Here is a 17,231-nt window from a genome sequence, read left to right on the forward strand (position 1 = left end):
GGTGAAGGCCCTCGTCCTGGCCGGCGGCTCCGGAACCCGCCTGCGGCCCATCACGTACACGCAGGCCAAGCAACTGGTCCCGGTGGCGAACAAGCCGGTGCTCTTCTACGGCCTGGAGTCGATCGCGGCGGCCGGCATCCGCGAGGTCGGCATCGTCGTCGGCGACACGCACGCCGAGATCGAAGCGGCGGTGGGCGACGGTTCCCGGTTCGGCCTGCAGGCCACCTATCTCCGTCAGGAGGCGCCGCTCGGGCTGGCGCACGCCGTGCTGATCGCCCGCGACTACCTCGGCGACGACGACTTCGTCATGTACCTCGGCGACAACTTCGTGGTGGGCGGCATCGAGGGCCTGGTCGAGCGCTTCCGGACGCGGCGGCCGAGCGCGCAGATCATGCTGACCCGGGTGTCCGACCCCCGCCAGTTCGGCGTCGCCGAGCTGGACGCCGACGGCCGGGTCGTCGCGCTCGTCGAGAAGCCGAGCGAGCCGAAGAGCGACCTCGCCCTGGTCGGCGTCTACCTGTTCACTCCGGCGGTGCACGAGGCGGTGGCGGACCTCAAACCGTCCTGGCGGGGGGAGCTCGAGATCACCGACGCGATCCAGTGGCTCATCGACGCCGGCCACGACGTGGAGCCGTCGATCATCTCGGGCTACTGGAAGGACACCGGGAACGTCACCGACATGCTCGAGGTGAACCGGCTCGTGCTGGAGTCGGCGGAGCCCCGGATCGACGGCGACGTGGAGGACTGCGAGCTCATCGGGCGGGTCGTGGTGGAGGCCGGCGCGTCGGTGCGCGGCTCCCGCATCGTCGGCCCGGTCGTGGTCGGCTCTGGGACGGTCATCAGCGGCTCCTACATCGGGCCGTTCACCTCGATCGGCGCCGACTGCCGCATCGAGGGGAGCGAGGTCGAGTACTCGATCGTGCTGTCGCGCGCCTCCATCAAGGGGGTGCGCAGGATCGAGGCCTCGCTGATCGGGCACGACGTCGAAGTCACGCCCGCGCCGCACGCGCCCCGCGCCCACCGTCTCGTGCTGGGCGACCACAGCAAGGTGCAGATCATCTCATGAGCGGACACATCGGGGGCGGGGGCGCGGCAGGACGCGCGCTCCCCGCCCGCAGGCCGTCAGGTGTGACAGGGGAGCGCCCCGACGGTCGACGTGACGCGGTAGTCGTCGTCGACGGTGACGAGCGTGTTGCCCGACCAGTCGATCGACGAGCAGTCGGCCTCCACAGGGCCGTACACCCAGGAGCGGTTGACGAGCCGGTTGTCCCGCACGACCACTCTGCCGTGCGCGTTCTTGACCTGGATGCTGTACGTGCCGCCCATGACGAGGTTGTCGGTGAGCGTCACGTCGACCACGCGCGGGTCGGTGATGAAGATCGGCGCGGTGATGTCCTTGGCGTCGCGCTGGTCGACCGTGTTGTGCTGGAAGACCAGCCCCTTGCCGGCCATGTACGTCTGGATGCCGTCGGAGTGGTCGCCGGGGTTGGAGCACAGGTGGACGTAGGAGTCCCGGATGGTGACGTCGTCACCCGAGACCCGGAAACCGTCCCCGTGCCCGCGGACCAGCACGCGCGTGGCGGTGTAGTGCGACTCGCCCACGCCCGGAGTGCTGACGCAGCCGTTCGCCGGGCCCACGGTGGAGTCGCTGATCGTGAACGAGTACTGCCGGGTGCCCCGCTCGTTGATGACCGTGCCGTCGATCTGACTGTTGCGCACGGTGACCCCGTCGGCGTTGATCACCAGGTCGCCGGTGATGTGCACGCCGTCGAGAACCGTCCCCGGTGTGGTGACCTGGTAGTCGTTGCCGCCGAGGTTCGCCGCCTTCCGCAGGGGGCTGACCGAGCGGGGGACGCCGGTGCACGCCGGGGTCGGGTAGCCGCCGGGGCAGGCGGATCCCGCGGGTGCGGTCGGCGGGGGCGCCGGGCTCTGTGCCGGGCTCTGGGCCGGGTTCTGGGCCGGGTTCGAGGGGCTGTGCGCCGGGCTCTGGGTGGGCCGGCCGCCGGTCGGCTCGCCGCCGGGCGTGCGAGACGGCTCCCGGGACGGGCTCACGACCGTGGTCGGCTCCTCGGACGGTCGCGCGGACGGCACGACGGAGAGCTCGGCCGACGGCTCCGCGGACGGCTCGACGACCGGGGGAACGGAGGGGCCCGGCGTCGGCTCGAAGGAGGGCGGCGCCGAGGGCTCGATCGTGATCTCCCCGGAGGGGTTCGGCGATACACGCGAGACCGACGGCCAGGGCCTCGGCGTGTACGTGACGACATCGTCCCGGGACCGGGTCGCCGAGGGGACCTGGCGCCCGGACGGAGCCGGCTCCCTGTCCAGCCAGCGGTAGACGGGGCCGACGTAGTACGTGTAGTTCTTCGGGTTCCACCGGTGGGGGAAGCGGCTCGGGCCGTAGGTGTAGACCCCCACGCGGCGGGCGGCCGTGCTGAGCGGCCCCGACCGCAGTGTCCCGGCCGACGGCCGGCCCGCGTACGTGCCGTGCTCGCTGTGGTAGGAGACGGTGTAGACCTTCCCGCCCACCACCGGCACCGCGCTGCCGAAGCGGGCCTCCTGCCAGCCGTTACGGCTCTCGTCCCGGAAGGTCACCGTGGCGAGGCGCGTCCCCGAGGAGTCCCAGAGGCTGCCCGTGTGGGTGCCCTTCTCGCCGGGCGCCTTGTAGAAGCGCACGCCGATCACCCAGCCGTCCTGGGCGGCGGTGAAGCGGGTGCCGAGTTCGACGGGGCTCCTGTCCCTGTGCACGGGCGGGCTGAGCCGGTCGTCCCTGGACCAGAAGCCGACCTCCTTGGCCTGCAGCGTGACCCGCGGCTCGGGGGCGGCGACCGGGCCCGGGTTCGCGCTGTGCCGCGTCACGACGGCGGCCACCGGGATCGCGGCGGCGACGAGCGCGGTCGCGATCAGCAGCGCCGGACGCGGGCGCGGCAGATACCGAGAGGTGCGGGCGTACCTGGGTTTCGCTCCGTGGCGTGGGTGTTTGTTGGGGGCCATATCTCCGACCTCCGCGCCGAGACGCTCAGTTCGTCGTTTTGTCCTTGCCGATCCACTGCCGGGGGCTATTGTGACGCCTGAGACGACGAGTGCGCATGAATTTGGCCAAATTACGTCTTTCACTCACTCGGGCTCCGCCTTCAGGTCGCCCGTTTCCTTACTGAAATACGATGCGGTCCTCCCCTATTGCTTCTTTAGGTGCAAAACCATTCACATCTGGAGATTCCTGACGTGAGGCTATTGATCACTGGTGGCGCCGGTTTCATCGGCTCCCAGTACGTCCGCACCGTGCTCACCGGCGGATATCCCGCCTTCGCCGGAGCGCGGGTCACGGTGCTGGACCGGCTGACCTACGCGGGCAATCTCGCCAACCTCGCTCCCGTCGAGGGGGGTTACGACTTCGTCCACGGGGACGTCTGCGACGCGGCCCTGCTCCGCGAGGTGGTGCCCGGTCACGACGTGGTGATCAATTTCGCGGCCGAATCCCACGTCGACCGGTCGATCGAAGGCGCGGCCGATTTCGTGCGCACCAACGTCCTCGGCGTGCAGACCCTCCTCGACGCCTGCCTCGCCTCGGACGTCGGGAAGGTCGTGCAGGTGTCCACCGACGAGGTCTACGGCTCGATCGACGCGGGCTCCTGGGACGAGAGCGCGCCGCCGGCCCCGCGCTCGCCGTACTCGGCCGCGAAGGCCGGCGGCGACATGCTGGCCAGGGCGTACGCGATCACCCACGGGCTGCCGGTGTCGATCACCAGGTGCGGCAACAACTACGGGCCGTATCAGTACCCCGAGAAGGTCATCCCGCTGTTCGTCACCAACCTCATCGAGGGCCGCAGAGTCCCGCTCTACGGCGACGGGGGAAACGTCCGCGACTGGATCCACGTGGCCGACCATTGCCGGGGCATCCAGCGCGTCGCCGAGGTGGGGGAGCCCGGCGAGATCTACCACATCGCCGGGACCGCGGAGCTGTCCAACCTGGAGCTCACCGAACGGCTGCTGGCCGCGCTCGGCGCGGGCTGGGACCGGGTGGAACGAGTGGCCGACCGGAAGGGGCACGACCGGCGCTACTCGCTCGACGACCGGAAGTTGCGTGCCCTCGGCTACGCCCCCGAGGTCCCCTTCGAGGAGGGCCTCGCCGGCACCGTCCGCTGGTACGTCGACAACCCCCAGTGGTGGAAGCCGTTACGGGCGCGCGCATGAGGTGGATGGTGACGGGCGCCAAGGGCATGCTCGGCGTGGATCTCATGGAGGCGCTGTCCGGTGAGGACGCCACCGGCTTCGGCCGCGACCTCGACGTCACGGACGACAGGGCCGTGGGGGACGCCCTGGACGACCTCGCTCCCGGCGTCGTGGCGAACTGCGCCGCCTGGACCGACGTCGACGGCGCCGAGGCCCGCCCGGACGAGGCCATGGAGGTCAACGGCCGCGCCGTCGAGGGGCTCGCACTGGCCTGCGCCGAGCGCGGGGTGCGCCTCATCCACATCTCCACCGACTACGTCTTCGACGGCATGGGCCGCGAGCCGTACGGCGAGGACGACGACCCGCTGCGCCCGGTCAACGCGTACGGGCGGTCGAAGCTGGCCGGGGAGCGGGCCGCGCTGGAGCACGGCCACACCGTCGTCCGTACGGCCTGGCTCTACGGCGCCCGCGGCCGCAGCTTCCCGGCCACGATCATCCGCCTGGCCGCCGAACGGGAGACCGTGTCGGTGGTGACCGACCAGGTGGGGCAGCCGACCTGGTCCGCGGACCTGGCCGCCCGCCTGGTCGAGCTGGGCCGTTCCGGCGCGCCGGGCGGCGTCTACCACGGCACCAACGCGGGGCGGACGACCTGGTACGAGTTCGCCCGTGAGATCTTCACGCTGCTCGGCGCGGACCCCGGCCGGGTCGTCCCGACCACCTCCGCCGCCTTCGCCCGGCCCGCCCCGCGACCGGCGTGGAGCGTGCTGGGGCACGGCCGATGGGCACGGGCGGGCCTGCCGCCGATGCGGCACTGGCGCGAGGCCCTGCACGCGGCCTGGCCCTACCTGAGCGTGTCGTAGAAGGCGAGGCAGGCGTCATGATCCGGCAGCAGCCCCGCCTCGCGCGCCTCCTTGAGAGACGGGGCGGCGGCGTCCTTGTCCGACAGGATCGGCTCCACGTGCGAGGGCCACTCGATACCCAGATCGGGATCGAGCGGGTGCACGCCGTGTTCGCGCCCCGGAGCGTACGGCTGGGAGCAGAGGTAGACGACGGTGGCCTGCTCGCTCAACGTGAGGAAGCCGTGGCCCAGCCCCTCGGCGATGTAGAGACCGCGCCGGTCGGTGTCGTCCAGCAGCACGCTCTCCCAGGACCCGTACGTGGGAGAGCCCACTCTGAGGTCCACGACGACGTCGAGGACGCTCCCGGCGACGCAGGTGAGGTACTTGGCCTGCCCCGGCGGCACGTCGGCGAAATGGATCCCCCGCAGCGCCCCCTTCCGGGAGACGGAGCAGTTGACCTGTGCGAGGTCCAGTCCGTGTCCGGCGACCTCCCGCAGGTCGGCGGCCCTGAAGGCCTCGAGGAACGCGCCGCGCTCGTCGGTGTGGATGCGGGGGGTGTGGCACCAGGCCCCGGCGATGCTGAGCCGATCCATGGTCGAAGCATCGCATACACCGCCGTAACTCGATCGGCTCATGACGACGATTACGTTCATGGCAACCAGCCGTGGATCCCGCACGTCTTCGGACGGCAACCATGTGATGAGGGAGCATATTGATGACAAAGTGCCGGTTGTGCGGGTCCACGGCGCTCGCGAGCATCGTCGACCTCGGGGCGACACCCCCGTGTGAACGGTTCCTCACGCGGGAACAGCTGGACGAGCCGGAAAACACGTATCCCCTGCATCTGCGTCTGTGCACGGACTGCTGGCTGGCCCAGATTCCCCCACTCATCACGCCCGAGGAAACATTCACCGAATACGCGTACTTCTCGTCGTATTCGACGTCCTGGGTGGAGCACGCCCGCCGCTTCGTGGCCGGCGCCGCCGAACGGCTGGGGCTGTCCGGGGCCTCGTTCGTGGTCGAGGTGGCGAGCAACGACGGTTACCTGCTGCGCCACGTGGTCGAGCGCGGGATCCGGTGCCTCGGGATCGAACCGTCCGCCAACGTCGGCCAGGCGGCGAAGGACGCCGGGGTGCCGACCCTCACGGCCTTCCTCACGCCGGATACCGGCGCCGGCGTACGGGCCGAGCACGGCCCGGCCGACCTCGTCGTCGCCAACAACGTGTACGCCCACATCCCCGACGTCATCGGCTTCACCCAGGGGCTGCGGGCCCTGGTGGCCGACGACGGCTGGGTGTCGATCGAGGTGCAGCACCTGCTCACCCTGATCGAGGGCACGCAGTACGACACCATCTATCACGAGCACTTCCAGTACTACACCGTCGCCTCCGCGATGCGGGCCCTGGCGAGCGGCGGGCTGGCCCTCGTCGATGTCGAGTCGCTGCCGACCCACGGTGGATCGATCCGGCTGTGGGCCCGGCCGGTCGAGGCGGCGGGGGAGCCGGGCCCGCGAGTGACCGACCTGCTGGCCAGGGAGAAGGCCGCGGGCCTGCACGAGCTGTCCGGCTACGCCGAGTTCGCCGCCCGGGTCGCCCGAGTGCGGCGCGACCTGCTGGCCTTCCTCATCCGGGCCGCGGAGGAGGGCCGGACCGTCGTCGGCTACGGCGCACCGGGCAAGGGGAACACGCTGCTCAACCACTGCGGCATCCGGCCGGACCTGCTGTCCTACACGGTGGACCGCAATCCGTACAAGCACGGCAGATTCACTCCCGGCACCCGCATTCCCGTCCTGCCGCCGGAGCGCATCGAGCAGGACCGGCCCGACTACGTGCTCGTGCTCCCGTGGAACCTCCGTGCGGAGATCACCGAGCAGCTCGCCCACGTCCGTGACTGGGGAGGCCGCCTGGTCTTCCCCATCCCCCGATTGGAGGTGGTCTCGTGAAGGTCGTCCTTTTCTGTGGCGGGTACGGCACCCGCATGCGCACCGGCACCGCCGGTGACGTCCCCAAGCCCATGCAGCTCGTCGGGCCGCGACCGCTGATCTGGCACGTGATGCGCTACTACGCCCACTTCGGGCACACCGAGTTCATCCTCTGCCTCGGCTACGGGTCCCATCACATCAAGGACTTCTTCCTCAACTACCAGGAGACGACGTCCAACGATTTCGTCCTGCGGGCGGGCCGGGTCGAGCTGCTGTCGACCGACATCTCCGACTGGTCGATCTCGTTCGTCCAGACCGGCATCGACTCGCCCATCGGGGAGCGGCTGAGGCGAGTCCGGCCCCATCTCGAGGGCGACGAGATGTTCCTCGCCAACTACGCCGACGTGCTGAGCGACGCCCCGCTGCCCGAGATGATCGACCGGTTCGCCGCCTCCGACGCCGGGGCGCTGATGATGGTCGTCCCGCCGTCGGAGACCTTCCACTGCATCGAACTGGGCGAGTCGGGGACGGTCGGCGGCATCACGCCGGTCAGTCGGATGCCGCTGTGGGTCAACGGCGGCTACTTCGTGCTGCGGCAGGAGATCTTCGACCACATCCCGGAGGGCGGCGACCTGGTGGGCGACGGCTGCGCCGAACTGGCCAAGCGGGGCCGCCTGCAGGCGTACCCGTACCGCGGCTACTGGCGGCCCACCGACACGGTCAAGGAACGGGTGGCTCTCGACGACGCGTACTCGCGCGGCGAGCGGCCGTGGGCGCTGTGGGAGCGGGCGTCGTGATCGGACTGGTCCCGGCCCTCGCGCAGGGCCGCACGGCGCGGATCGCCGCGCTCGCCGCCCACTGCGACGACCTGCCCATCGGCGCAGGAGGCACCCTGCTGACCGTCTGCCGCGCCCGTCCCGGCATCCGCGTCGACGCCCTCGTGCTGTCCGGCGGGGGCACCGAGCGGGAGGACGAGGAGCGGGCCGCCCTCGCCGCGTTCTGCCCGGGCGCCGACCTGCGGGTCACCGTGCTCAAGCTGCCCGACGGCCGGCTCCCCGCGCACTGGGACGAGGCCAAGGAGGCGGTCGAGGACCTGCGCGCGGCGGGCGACCCCGACCTGGTCGTCGGCCCCTGGCGGGGCGACGCCCACCAGGATCACCAGGGGCTGGCGCAGCTCGTCACCACGGCGTTCCGCGACCACCTCACCCTGGGCTACGAGATCGCCAAGTGGGACGGCGACCTCGGGCGGCCCTCGGCCTACCACCCCCTGTCTCCCGAGGTGGCCGAGGCCAAGGCGGACCTTCTGCTGGAGCACTACCCCTCCCAGCGGAACAAGCCCTGGTACGACCGGGAGGCATTCCTCGGCCTGGCCCGCCTGCGCGGGATCGAGTGCCACACGCGCTACGCCGAGGCGTTCCACGTCACCAAACTCACCCTCGACCTTTCAGGAGAATGACCCAGATGCGCGTGCTGTTGACCGGACACCAGGGCTACCTGGGCACGGTGATGGCCCCGGTGCTCGCCGCGGCGGGCCACGAGGTCGTCGGCCTCGATTCCGGGCTGTTCGCCGACTGCGTCCTCGGCCCGGCCCCCGACGATCCGCCCGGGCACGCGGTCGACCTCAGGGACGCCGGACCCGAGGTCTTCGCCGGAATCGACGCGGTCGTGCACCTCGCGGCCCTGTCCAACGACCCCCTGGGCTCGCTCGCCCCCGAGCTGACCTACGACATCAACCACCACGCGTCCGTGCGGCTGGCCCGGCTCGCCAGGGACGCGGGCGTGCGCCGGTTCCTCTACGCATCCACCTGCTCGGTCTACGGCGCCTCCGGCGGCGACGACCTCGTCGGCGAGGACGCCCCGCTGCGGCCCGTCACCCCGTACGCGGAGTCGAAGGTGCGGGTGGAGGACGACCTGTCGAAGCTCGCGGACGACGACTTCTCGCCGGTCTATATGCGCAACGCCACGGCGTTCGGGTTCTCCCCCCGCCTGCGGGCCGACATCGTGCTGAACAACCTGGTCGGCCACGCGCTCCTGACGAATCAGGTGCGGGTGCTCTCCGACGGCACGCCGTGGCGGCCGCTGGTCCACGCGGGCGACATCGCCGAGGCGTTCGCCCAGGCGCTGGTCGCGCCCCGGGATGCCGTCCACGACCGGGCCTTCAACGTCGGGACCGAGCTCAACAACGTGACGGTCGCGGAGATCGCGTCCCACGTGGCCGAGGCGGTGCCGGGGTCGGACCTGGTCATCACCGGTGAGGCGGGGAACGACCCCCGGTCGTACCGGGTGGACTTCTCCCGGGTGCGCGCGGCGCTCCCGGGCTTCCAGGCCCGGTGGACGGTCAAGGAGGGGGCGGTCGAGCTGATCGACGCCTACCGGCGGTTCGGCCTGCGGCAGGGGGACTTCGACCGGCGGTTCACCCGGCTCGCCCGTCTGTCGGACCGCCGCGGGGCGGGCACCATCGGCGACGACCTGCGGCCGGTGGCCGAGTGAGCGATGTCGGCCGCCGGATGCACGCACTGGTGGAGCGGCTCTACCCGCTGTGCCGGAGCATCACGGGCGACGGGGTCCGGCGCACGCTGGAGATCGTCGGGGAGTCCCTGCCGCTCGAGGTCCGCGAGGTGCCGACCGGCACGGAGGTGCTCGACTGGACGGTGCCGAAGGAGTGGAACATCCGCGACGCGTACGTCAAGGACCCCTCCGGCCGCAAGGTGATCGACTTCTCGGAGTCGTCGCTGCACGTCGTCGGCTACAGCACGCCGGTGTCGGCCACTCTCACCCTGGACGAGTTGCGCCCGCACCTGCACACGCTGCCCGAGCAGCCCGACCTGATCCCGTACCGCACCAGCTACTACGCCGAGACGTGGGGCTTCTGCCTGCGTCACGAGACGCTGGCGGCCCTGCCCCCGGGGCCGTACGAGGTGGTGATCGACTCGACGCTCGCCGACGGGCACCTCACCTACGCAGAGCACGTCGTGCCCGGCGAGTCGGCCGACGAGGTCCTGGTGTCGTGCCACATCTGCCATCCGTCGCTGGCCAACGACAACCTCGCCGGCGTCGCGGTGGCCGTGGAGCTCGCCCTGCGGCTGGCGGAACGGCGGCCTCGCCACACCTACCGGTTCGTCTTCGCCCCCGGCACGATCGGGGCGATCACCTGGCTGGCGCTCAACCGCGACCGGGTCGGCAGGATCAGGACCGGGCTCGTGCTCGCCTGCGCCGGCGACAGGGGATCGCTCACCTACAAGCGCAGCAGGCGGGGGAACGCCGAGATCGACCGGGTGATGGAGCACGTCCTGCGTGCCTCAGGCCGTCCGCACACCGTCGTCGACTTCTCGCCGTACGGCTACGACGAGCGGCAGTACTGCTCGCCCGGGTTCGACCTCGGGGTCGGCTCGCTCACCCGGACCCCGTACGGCGCCTATCCCGAGTACCACACCTCGGCGGACAACCCCGGTTTCGTCTCACCCGAGGCGATGACCGAGACGCTGGAAACCCTCTGGGAAGCGGTGGACGTGCTCGAGCGCGACCGCCGCTATCTCAACCTCAGCCCCTACGGCGAGCCGCAACTCGGGCGGCGCGGCCTGTACGGCTCACTCGGCGGCCGGAGCGACACCAAGCGCGACCAGATGGCGATGTTGTGGGTGCTCAACCTCTCGGACGGCGACCACAGCCTGCTCGACATCGCGGAACGCTCCGGACTGTCCTTTCCCCTCGTGGCGGACGCCGCGCTGGCGCTGCAGAGCGCCGGATTGCTCAAGGAGTAACAGGGATGACCCAATTGGACACCGGCAGCAGGCCCGGCACGCGCAAGCTGCGCGTCGGCGACCTGGTGGAGGTCCGGAGCGAGGAGGAGATCCTCGCCACCCTCGACGAGAACGGCGAGCTGGACAACCTCCCCTTCATGCCGGAGATGCTGCGCTTCTGCGGGCAACGGATGAGGGTGCACAAGGTGGCGCACAAGCTGTGCGACACGATCAGCCGCAGCGGCATGCGGCGCATGGACAACGCCGTGCATCTGACCGGGGCGCGGTGCGACGGCTCGGCGCACGGCGGCTGCCAGACGGCCTGTTCCCTGTACTGGAAGGAGGCCTGGCTCAGGCGGGTGGATCCGGACGACCCGCCCGCGCAGGCGCCCCGGCCGGCCCGCGCCCTGCTGCCGCTCCTGGAGGTCAACAGCCGCAGGCCGCCCGCGGAGGACGGCGAGGAGCGCTACTCGTGCCAGGCCACCGAACTGCTGCGCGCGGCCCCCGTCTGCCTGCCGTTCAGGGACGTCCGGCAGTACGTCGACGACGTGCGCACGGGCAACGCCGGGGTGCTGCCGGTGCTGCGCGCCTTCCTGATCGCGCTGTTCAACCGCTACCAGGACATCAGCAAGAAGGTCTTCCCCCGGACATGGTGGATCAGGGGAGGCCGGCGCTGGGGAGGGCTCAGGGGGACGGCCGGCAGGCGCACCCCGACCGCGGAGCTCGGCCTCCAGCCCGGCGAGCTGGTCAGAATCAGGTCCAAGGCGGAGATCCTCCGCACGCTCAACGACGACCTCCTCAACCGGGGCATGGGGTTCGAGGAGGAGATGGCCCGCTACTGCGGTCGCACCGCGCGGGTCCGTGCCCGGGTGGACAGGTGCATCGACGAGAAGAGCGGACGGATGTTGCGGATGAAGAATCCCTGCATCGTCCTCGACGACATCGTCTGCGCCGGCGTCTACAACTCCAACTGCCCGCGTGAGTTCGTCCCCTTCTGGCGAGAGATCTGGCTGGAGCGCATCGAGGAGCCGCATCCCGTATGACCGCACAAGAAGAACCCGGCAACGACGCCGGTACCGTGGGCACGATCGGCCGCCAGGCCGGTCGTGGCCTCCGCTGGAGCCTGTTCGGCACGCTGCTCACGCGCATGGGCTCGTTCGCCATGGGGCTGGTCCTGGCCCGCCTGCTGGCCCCCGCGGACTTCGGCCTCTACGCGATCGCGCTCGCGGCCACGCAGTTCGTCATGCACGTCAACGACGCGGGTCTCATCGCCGCCACAGTGCAGTGGCGGGGCAAACTCGAGGAGATGGCGCCCACGGCGAGCGTGCTGGCCGTCGTCTTCAGCACCGGGGTCTACGGCATCTTCTGGGTCGGCGCGCCGTACTTCTCCACCCTGGCGGGCAGCGAGCAGGCGACCGGCGTCGTCCGCCTGCTCACGGCCGTCATCCTCGTCGACGGCATCACTGCGGTCCGCGCGGGCGCGCTGATGCGCCACTTCGAGCAGGACAAGCTGACCAAGGCGAACCTGGCCGGAGTGCTGGCGAACGCGGCGATCGCCGTCTCGCTCGCCACCATGGGCGCCGGCGCCTACAGCTTCGCGGCCGGTCAGTTCGGCGCCTCCGTGGTGACGGGCGTGCTGGTGTTCGTGTTCGCCCGGGTGCCCGTCCGCATCGCCGTCGACCGGGCGATCGCCGTACGGCTCCTCCGGTTCGGCCTGCCGCTGGCGGCGAGCCTCGGCCTGGAGTCGGTGCTGATGAACGCCGACTACGTCATCGTCGGCGACCGGCTCGGTATGACGATGCTCGGGTTCTACCTGCTCGCGTTCAACGTGTCCAGCTGGGTGCCCGGCCTGATCGGCACGGCCATCCGCTACGTCTCCATCGCCGGCTTCTCCCGCCTCGCGGAGGGCGACCAGGAGTCGCTCGCCGAGGGCGTGCGGCGCTCGGTGCCGCTCCTGGTCGCGTTCGTGCTGCCGGTGGCGGTGGTGATGGCCACGCTCGCCCACGCGATCATCATCACCCTGTACGGCACCCAGTGGAACATGGCGGCCGGCGTGCTGCGGTTCCTGGCGGTCCTCATGGTCGTGCGGATGCTCACCGGACTCGCCTTCGACATCCTCACCTCGGTCGGCGCCACCCGCGCGACCGTGTGGCTGAACGCCGGCTGGGCCGTGGCCCTGGTCGCCGCGCTGCTGGTCGGGATCGGGCTGGACGGGATCCGCGGCGCCGCGATCGCGCACGCCGTCGTCGGCCTGGTCGTCGCGTTGCCGCTGGCGGTCTGGGCCCTGCAGCGGTCCGGGGTGAACCTGCGGCCCGTCCTGCCCGCACTGGTGCGCCCGCTGGCCGGGGCCGCGGCGGCGGCGGTCGTCATCCTCCTGGTGAGCCGGGTGACCGGCCACATCCTCCTGCTCGAACTCGTCGCCGCCGGAGGGGCGGGCCTGGTCGTCTACGTGCTGATCGTCGTGCCCGCGGCCCAGCTCAAGGGGCTCGGCAGCCGTCTGGCGCGGCTCGTCCCCGCCCGTTCGTGAAGACGCGCCGAGTCGCGGCTGGAAGGAATGTCATGGCCTCTCACGACACCCTGGTGTCCGTCGGACTGCCCGTGCGCAACGCGGAGGGGCGGCTGCGCGACGTGGTGGAATCCGTGCTCGCGCAGGACCACGAGAACCTCGAACTGATCATCTCCGACAACGCCTCCACCGACGGGACCGAGGAGGTCTGCCGGGAGCTGGCCCGCTCGGACGGCCGGATCCGCTATCGGCGGCAGGCGGAGAACATCGGGCTCCTCAACAACTTCAAGGCGGTGATACGCCTGGCCGAGGGGCCGTACTTCCGGTGGGTGGGCGACGACGACCGGCTCGACCCCCGGTGCGTCTCGCGCTCGCTCGACCTGTTCGCCGAGGACGAGCGGCTCATCCTGGTGACCACGCAGATCGCCTACACGGGGCCGGACGGCAGAACCGAGACCGCCGCCTACGAGGGGGCCGCGCTGGGTTCCGGCGACCCGGTCGAGCGGTTCGCCGAGATGCTGCGCATGCTGAACGAGAGCCACCTGATGATCGACCCGCTCTACGGGCTGATGAGACGGGAGGCGGTGCTGCCGATCCCCCGCCGCAACATGCTGCGGGAGGACGAGGTCTTCGCCGCGAAGCTCGCGCTCGCCGGGCCGTGGGGGCACGTGGCGGAGGTGCTCGGGCACCGGAACTGGAAGCACGAGACGATGCCGGTGCTGGCCCGCCGCCTCGGCGTGCCGTCCTGGCAGGCGCGCTTCGCGACCACCCTGCAGTGCCGTGAGATGCTCCGCTGGCTGGGGGAGGCGCCGCTCACCCCCGAGCAGCGGGCCCGGGCGCGGGCGGCCGTCTACCGGATGTACGCCCGGAGGCAGCGGCGGGTGGCCGTCCGGCGGGGCCGCAAGGCGGCCCGGCTCGTGACCGGACTGGTGGGCGCCGGACGGGGCTGACGCCTACGGCGCGGTGCCGCGCGCGAAGCGGGCGGAGGCGGCCGCCCGCAGCGCCGGCCAGGACCGGTGCCGGAGGAAGGGCAGCTCGAACACCGCGGCGAACAGCCGCGCCACCAGGAGGCTCAGCGGCACGGCCAGGACCGTGGTGAGGAGGAACGCCGTGAGGCCGTGTCCGGCCGCCGGGCTCACCACGAGCGTGCTCAGCGCCACGACGATCGGCGCGTGGATCAGATAGAGGCTGTAGGAGAAGTGGCCGAGACCGCGGATCGGGCGGCTGTCGAGCAGCCGGACCAGCGGGGCCGGCCGGCCCGACGCCACGGACACGAGCAGCAGGGTCACCGCCGGGCCCATCGCGATGTCCACCCAGTAGTAGTGCTCGACCGTCCAGACCGGCCCCGCCGCCACGATGACCGCGACCACGGGCAGGGCCGCCGCCAGGGCCCACCACGGCCGGAGGGCGGCGGCCTTCGGCGGTCTCCCGGCGGCCTCCGTCCCCGCCCTGGCCGCCATGCCCGCGCCGACGATCCCGAGCGCGAACAGCACCGCGAACTGCGGGGTGAACCGCAGGAGCTTGTCCACCAGCGGCACCGAGGGGGCGAGCAGTCCGACGGCTGCGACGGGCACGGTCACCGCGGCGAGCATGACCGCGGCTCCCGCACCCCGAAGAACCAGCAGCATCAGAGGGAAGAGGATGTAGAGGTGGGCTTCCACCGCGATGGACCAGAAGGCGCCGTTGGGGCTGGGGGAGCCGGCCACGTCCTGCAGCAGCAGGCCGTACAGGAGGACCGACCTGGCCGTGGGCGGGCCCTCGCCCGGCTGGGGAGCCAGGGTCCAGGCGACGGCGAGGCTGAACGCCAGCGCGGCCCAGTAGGGCGGGAGGATCCGCCAGGCGCGCCTACGCGCGAAACGGCCCGCCCCGCCGAGCCGCCACTGCGACCGGGCAGGGGAGACAGCGAGCGAGAACCCGGACAGCACGATGAAGACCACCACGGCGAAGTGGCCGTAGAGGAGCCAGCCGAGCCACCAGGGTCCGCCGTTGCCGGGAAACCCGGGGAACGCCATCAGCCAGCAGTGATGCAGGACGACGAACAGAGCGGCCAGCCCCCGGATGCCGTCCAGCCCTTCCAGCCGGCGACGCGCCGTAGGCGCGGTGAAATCCCTGCTTACGACCCGTTGCGTGGACGATTTGTCCAATTCGTTCCGCTCCGCTCGGGAAGGCCGGTAACGCTGCGTGAGGGTTGCCAGATGTAACGGTTTGTTGGACCGTTTGAACCGGGTCGCGCCAACCCATGATTGGTAAAGTACATTCTCGGGTGGCCGGACGTATATGGTCACGGAGGGCGGGGAAGCATGGACTTCTGGAAGAGCATCTTCACGCTCGCTCGCCGCCGGTCCGTGGGCCCGCCGATATTCGCGCTCGCAATTCTCGTGGCCGTGGTCGCTTATCTCATGCTGCCCACCACGTATGTTTCCAGCACGGCCATGGTCCTGACGACGCCGACGAGCGGCGGCACCCTTTCGCCCGATCCCAAGGAGGCGGCCGGGCTCACCAACCCGCTCCTGCAGTTCAACGACGGTCTGCGGACCACGGCGGGCATCCTCATCCTGTCGATGAACACTCCGGAGATGATGACCCGCCTCGGCGTCAAACCCGGCGGCTCCACCGAGGTCACGATCAACGACGGCCGCACCAATCCCGACCTGCTCGGCGTCAGCACCAACGGCCCGTTCGTCTACGTCGAGGTGGACAGCAGGTCCCCGGCGGTGGCCGACGCGACCGTACGGAAGGCCGGGCAGCTCATCCGCGCGGAACTCGCCGCCAGGCAGCGGGCGCTGAAGGCGCCGCCGTCCACGTACATCGCCATCACCGACGTGATGCCGCCCGGGACGCCCGAGGCGAAGCGGACGATCAAGTGGGGCGCGGCCGCCGGTGGCCTGCTGGCCGTCATGGTCGTCGGTTTCGGCCTGGCCTACCTCGTGGACCGGCAGCGCGGCAACCGCCGCGCGTCGTACGTCGTCCACGCCCCATGGGTGGCTCAGCCGCAGCGTCCGGCCATCACGCCGTCGGTGTACGAGCCGGTCGTTCCGCCGCCGGACGCCGACGCCGCGCCGGCCACCACGGCTCCGCCCGCGTCGAGACCCTCTCAGAACTGGGACGACGACGCGACCGCCGTCATCGTCGTGGTGTCAGAGGAGCCGCAGGGCGGCGACCGCTCCGGAGGGCTACGGCTCGCGCCCGACCCCGACGGCGACCCGATCGGCGACGGGTCCGGCGAGGACGTGTCCCGCCCCGCCTCGCGCGCCGGCTGAGCGAGGAGCGGTCCATGGACTTCTGGGGGACCGTCGTCGTCGTCTTCCGGCGCTGGTTCGTGACGCTGCCCGCCTTCGCGCTGGCGGTGGGCGTGACCCTCGCGGTCTATCTGTCGATCCCGGTCACCTACACGTCCACGACGGTTCTGGTGCTGACGACCCCGACGACGGGCGGCAGCCTGCCGAGCAACCCCAGGTATCCGAACGGGCTGACGAACCCCCTGCTCAACTTCGACCGGGGACTCAGCATGACGGCCTCGATCCTCATCGGAGTCCTCAGCACGCCGGAGACCGCGGCGGCGCTCGGAGCGTCGCCCGAGGGCGATCCGAGCTACGAGGTCAACAACGGCAGCACCAACCCGGAGTTGCTGGCCCAGACGCCGTTCGTCTTCATCACCGGCGAGAGCACGTCCCCGGCGGCGGCCCAGGATGTCGTGCTGCGGGTGGAAGCGCAGGCGAGGAAGGTCCTGGCCCAGCGGCAGGAGGCGCTCAAGGCGCCGCGCGCCACGTTCATCAGGATCGACCGAGCCGTGCCGGCGACCACGCCGGAGCCGCAGAAGGGCCGCAAGATGCGGTCGGCCGCCGTGGCCCTGGCCCTGGGCGTGGCCGCCACCCTCGTGGCGGCCTTCGCCGCCGAGAGCATCGCCCAGGCGATGCGCGTGAGGAAGGGCAGGAAGGTGCGCAGGGCCGGCGGAGGCGCCGATGCCGGAGGGCACGCGCCGTCCTCCGTCTCCATGGCGGATCCGACGCGACCGCGTCCCTCCGAGGGACGCCAACCGGCGGTGAGCGGCTGAG

General features: G+C 71.2%; 16 protein-coding genes. 13 read left to right on the top strand and 3 right to left on the bottom strand.

Going from position 1 to position 17,231, the window contains the following annotated elements:
* The first annotated feature begins 1 nt into the window (after position 1).
* Positions 2–1,066 (top strand): glucose-1-phosphate thymidylyltransferase, encoded by a 1,065-nt coding sequence (locus FLW16_RS17560; protein WP_142561185.1) that lies wholly within the window; start codon positions 2–4, stop codon positions 1,064–1,066.
* A gap of 56 nt (positions 1,067–1,122) precedes the next feature.
* Here the strand turns inward: FLW16_RS17560 and FLW16_RS17565 are convergent, their stop codons facing one another.
* Positions 1,123–2,991, bottom strand: a complete 1,869-nt coding sequence (locus tag FLW16_RS17565; protein WP_142561186.1) for a DUF4082 domain-containing protein — start codon at positions 2,989–2,991, stop codon at positions 1,123–1,125.
* 231 nt (positions 2,992–3,222) lie between these two features.
* On the opposite strand from FLW16_RS17565, the gene rfbB reads away from it, so the two are divergent.
* Together rfbB and rfbD are read left to right on the top strand one after the other, a co-directional pair.
* Entirely contained in the window at positions 3,223–4,191 is a 969-nt protein-coding gene (gene rfbB, locus FLW16_RS17570; RefSeq protein WP_142561187.1) for a dTDP-glucose 4,6-dehydratase, read from the top strand.
* Complete coding sequence (gene rfbD / locus FLW16_RS17575; protein ID WP_142561188.1) at positions 4,188–5,030, top strand: dTDP-4-dehydrorhamnose reductase; 843 nt, start codon at positions 4,188–4,190, stop codon at positions 5,028–5,030. The genes rfbB and rfbD overlap by 4 nt, the downstream gene beginning before the upstream one ends.
* On the opposite strand, the gene rfbC is transcribed toward rfbD, so the two are convergent.
* Positions 5,012–5,602, bottom strand: coding sequence for a dTDP-4-dehydrorhamnose 3,5-epimerase (rfbC, locus tag FLW16_RS17580; protein WP_142561189.1), 591 nt, complete (start codon positions 5,600–5,602; stop codon positions 5,012–5,014). The genes rfbD and rfbC overlap by 19 nt on opposite strands.
* Positions 5,603–5,724: 122 nt before the next feature.
* On the opposite strand from rfbC, the gene FLW16_RS17585 reads away from it, so the two are divergent.
* Genes FLW16_RS17585 through FLW16_RS17620 form a run of 8 tightly spaced genes read left to right on the top strand, consistent with a single transcriptional unit; the run spans position 5,725 to position 14,126 of the window.
* A complete protein-coding gene (locus tag FLW16_RS17585) occupies positions 5,725–6,951 on the top strand; it encodes a class I SAM-dependent methyltransferase (RefSeq protein ID WP_142561190.1) in 1,227 nt (408 codons plus the stop codon).
* On the top strand, positions 6,948–7,727 hold the full coding sequence (locus FLW16_RS17590) for a sugar phosphate nucleotidyltransferase (protein WP_142561191.1): 780 nt from the start codon (positions 6,948–6,950) through the stop codon (positions 7,725–7,727). Before FLW16_RS17585 ends, FLW16_RS17590 begins: the two co-directional genes overlap by 4 nt.
* Positions 7,724–8,386, top strand: coding sequence for a PIG-L deacetylase family protein (locus FLW16_RS17595; RefSeq protein ID WP_221891136.1), 663 nt, complete (start codon positions 7,724–7,726; stop codon positions 8,384–8,386). The genes FLW16_RS17590 and FLW16_RS17595 overlap by 4 nt, the downstream gene beginning before the upstream one ends.
* A 5-nt stretch (positions 8,387–8,391) precedes the next feature.
* Positions 8,392–9,420, top strand: coding sequence for an NAD(P)-dependent oxidoreductase (locus FLW16_RS17600; protein ID WP_142561192.1), 1,029 nt, complete (start codon positions 8,392–8,394; stop codon positions 9,418–9,420).
* A complete protein-coding gene (locus FLW16_RS17605) occupies positions 9,417–10,691 on the top strand; it encodes a DUF4910 domain-containing protein (RefSeq protein ID WP_260615355.1) in 1,275 nt (424 codons plus the stop codon). The genes FLW16_RS17600 and FLW16_RS17605 overlap by 4 nt, the downstream gene beginning before the upstream one ends.
* Before the next feature lie 5 nt (positions 10,692–10,696).
* Positions 10,697–11,713, top strand: a complete 1,017-nt coding sequence (locus tag FLW16_RS17610) for a hypothetical protein (RefSeq protein WP_142561193.1) — start codon at positions 10,697–10,699, stop codon at positions 11,711–11,713.
* Entirely contained in the window at positions 11,710–13,197 is a 1,488-nt protein-coding gene (locus FLW16_RS17615) for an oligosaccharide flippase family protein (RefSeq protein WP_142561194.1), read from the top strand. Before FLW16_RS17610 ends, FLW16_RS17615 begins: the two co-directional genes overlap by 4 nt.
* A gap of 32 nt (positions 13,198–13,229) precedes the next feature.
* On the top strand, positions 13,230–14,126 hold the full coding sequence (locus FLW16_RS17620) for a glycosyltransferase family 2 protein (protein ID WP_142561195.1): 897 nt from the start codon (positions 13,230–13,232) through the stop codon (positions 14,124–14,126).
* A gap of 3 nt (positions 14,127–14,129) precedes the next feature.
* On the opposite strand, the gene FLW16_RS17625 is transcribed toward FLW16_RS17620, so the two are convergent.
* Complete coding sequence (locus FLW16_RS17625; protein WP_142561196.1) at positions 14,130–15,320, bottom strand: acyltransferase; 1,191 nt, start codon at positions 15,318–15,320, stop codon at positions 14,130–14,132.
* A 156-nt stretch (positions 15,321–15,476) separates the two neighbouring features.
* On the opposite strand from FLW16_RS17625, the gene FLW16_RS17630 reads away from it, so the two are divergent.
* On the top strand, positions 15,477–16,436 hold the full coding sequence (locus tag FLW16_RS17630; protein WP_142561197.1) for a hypothetical protein: 960 nt from the start codon (positions 15,477–15,479) through the stop codon (positions 16,434–16,436).
* A gap of 14 nt (positions 16,437–16,450) precedes the next feature.
* Positions 16,451–17,230, top strand: coding sequence for a hypothetical protein (locus FLW16_RS17635; RefSeq protein WP_142561198.1), 780 nt, complete (start codon positions 16,451–16,453; stop codon positions 17,228–17,230).
* Position 17,231 lies beyond the last annotated feature (1 nt).

The organism is Microbispora sp. KK1-11 (genome assembly GCF_006874435.1).
GTDB classification, from domain to species: domain Bacteria; phylum Actinomycetota; class Actinomycetes; order Streptosporangiales; family Streptosporangiaceae; genus Microbispora; species Microbispora catharanthi.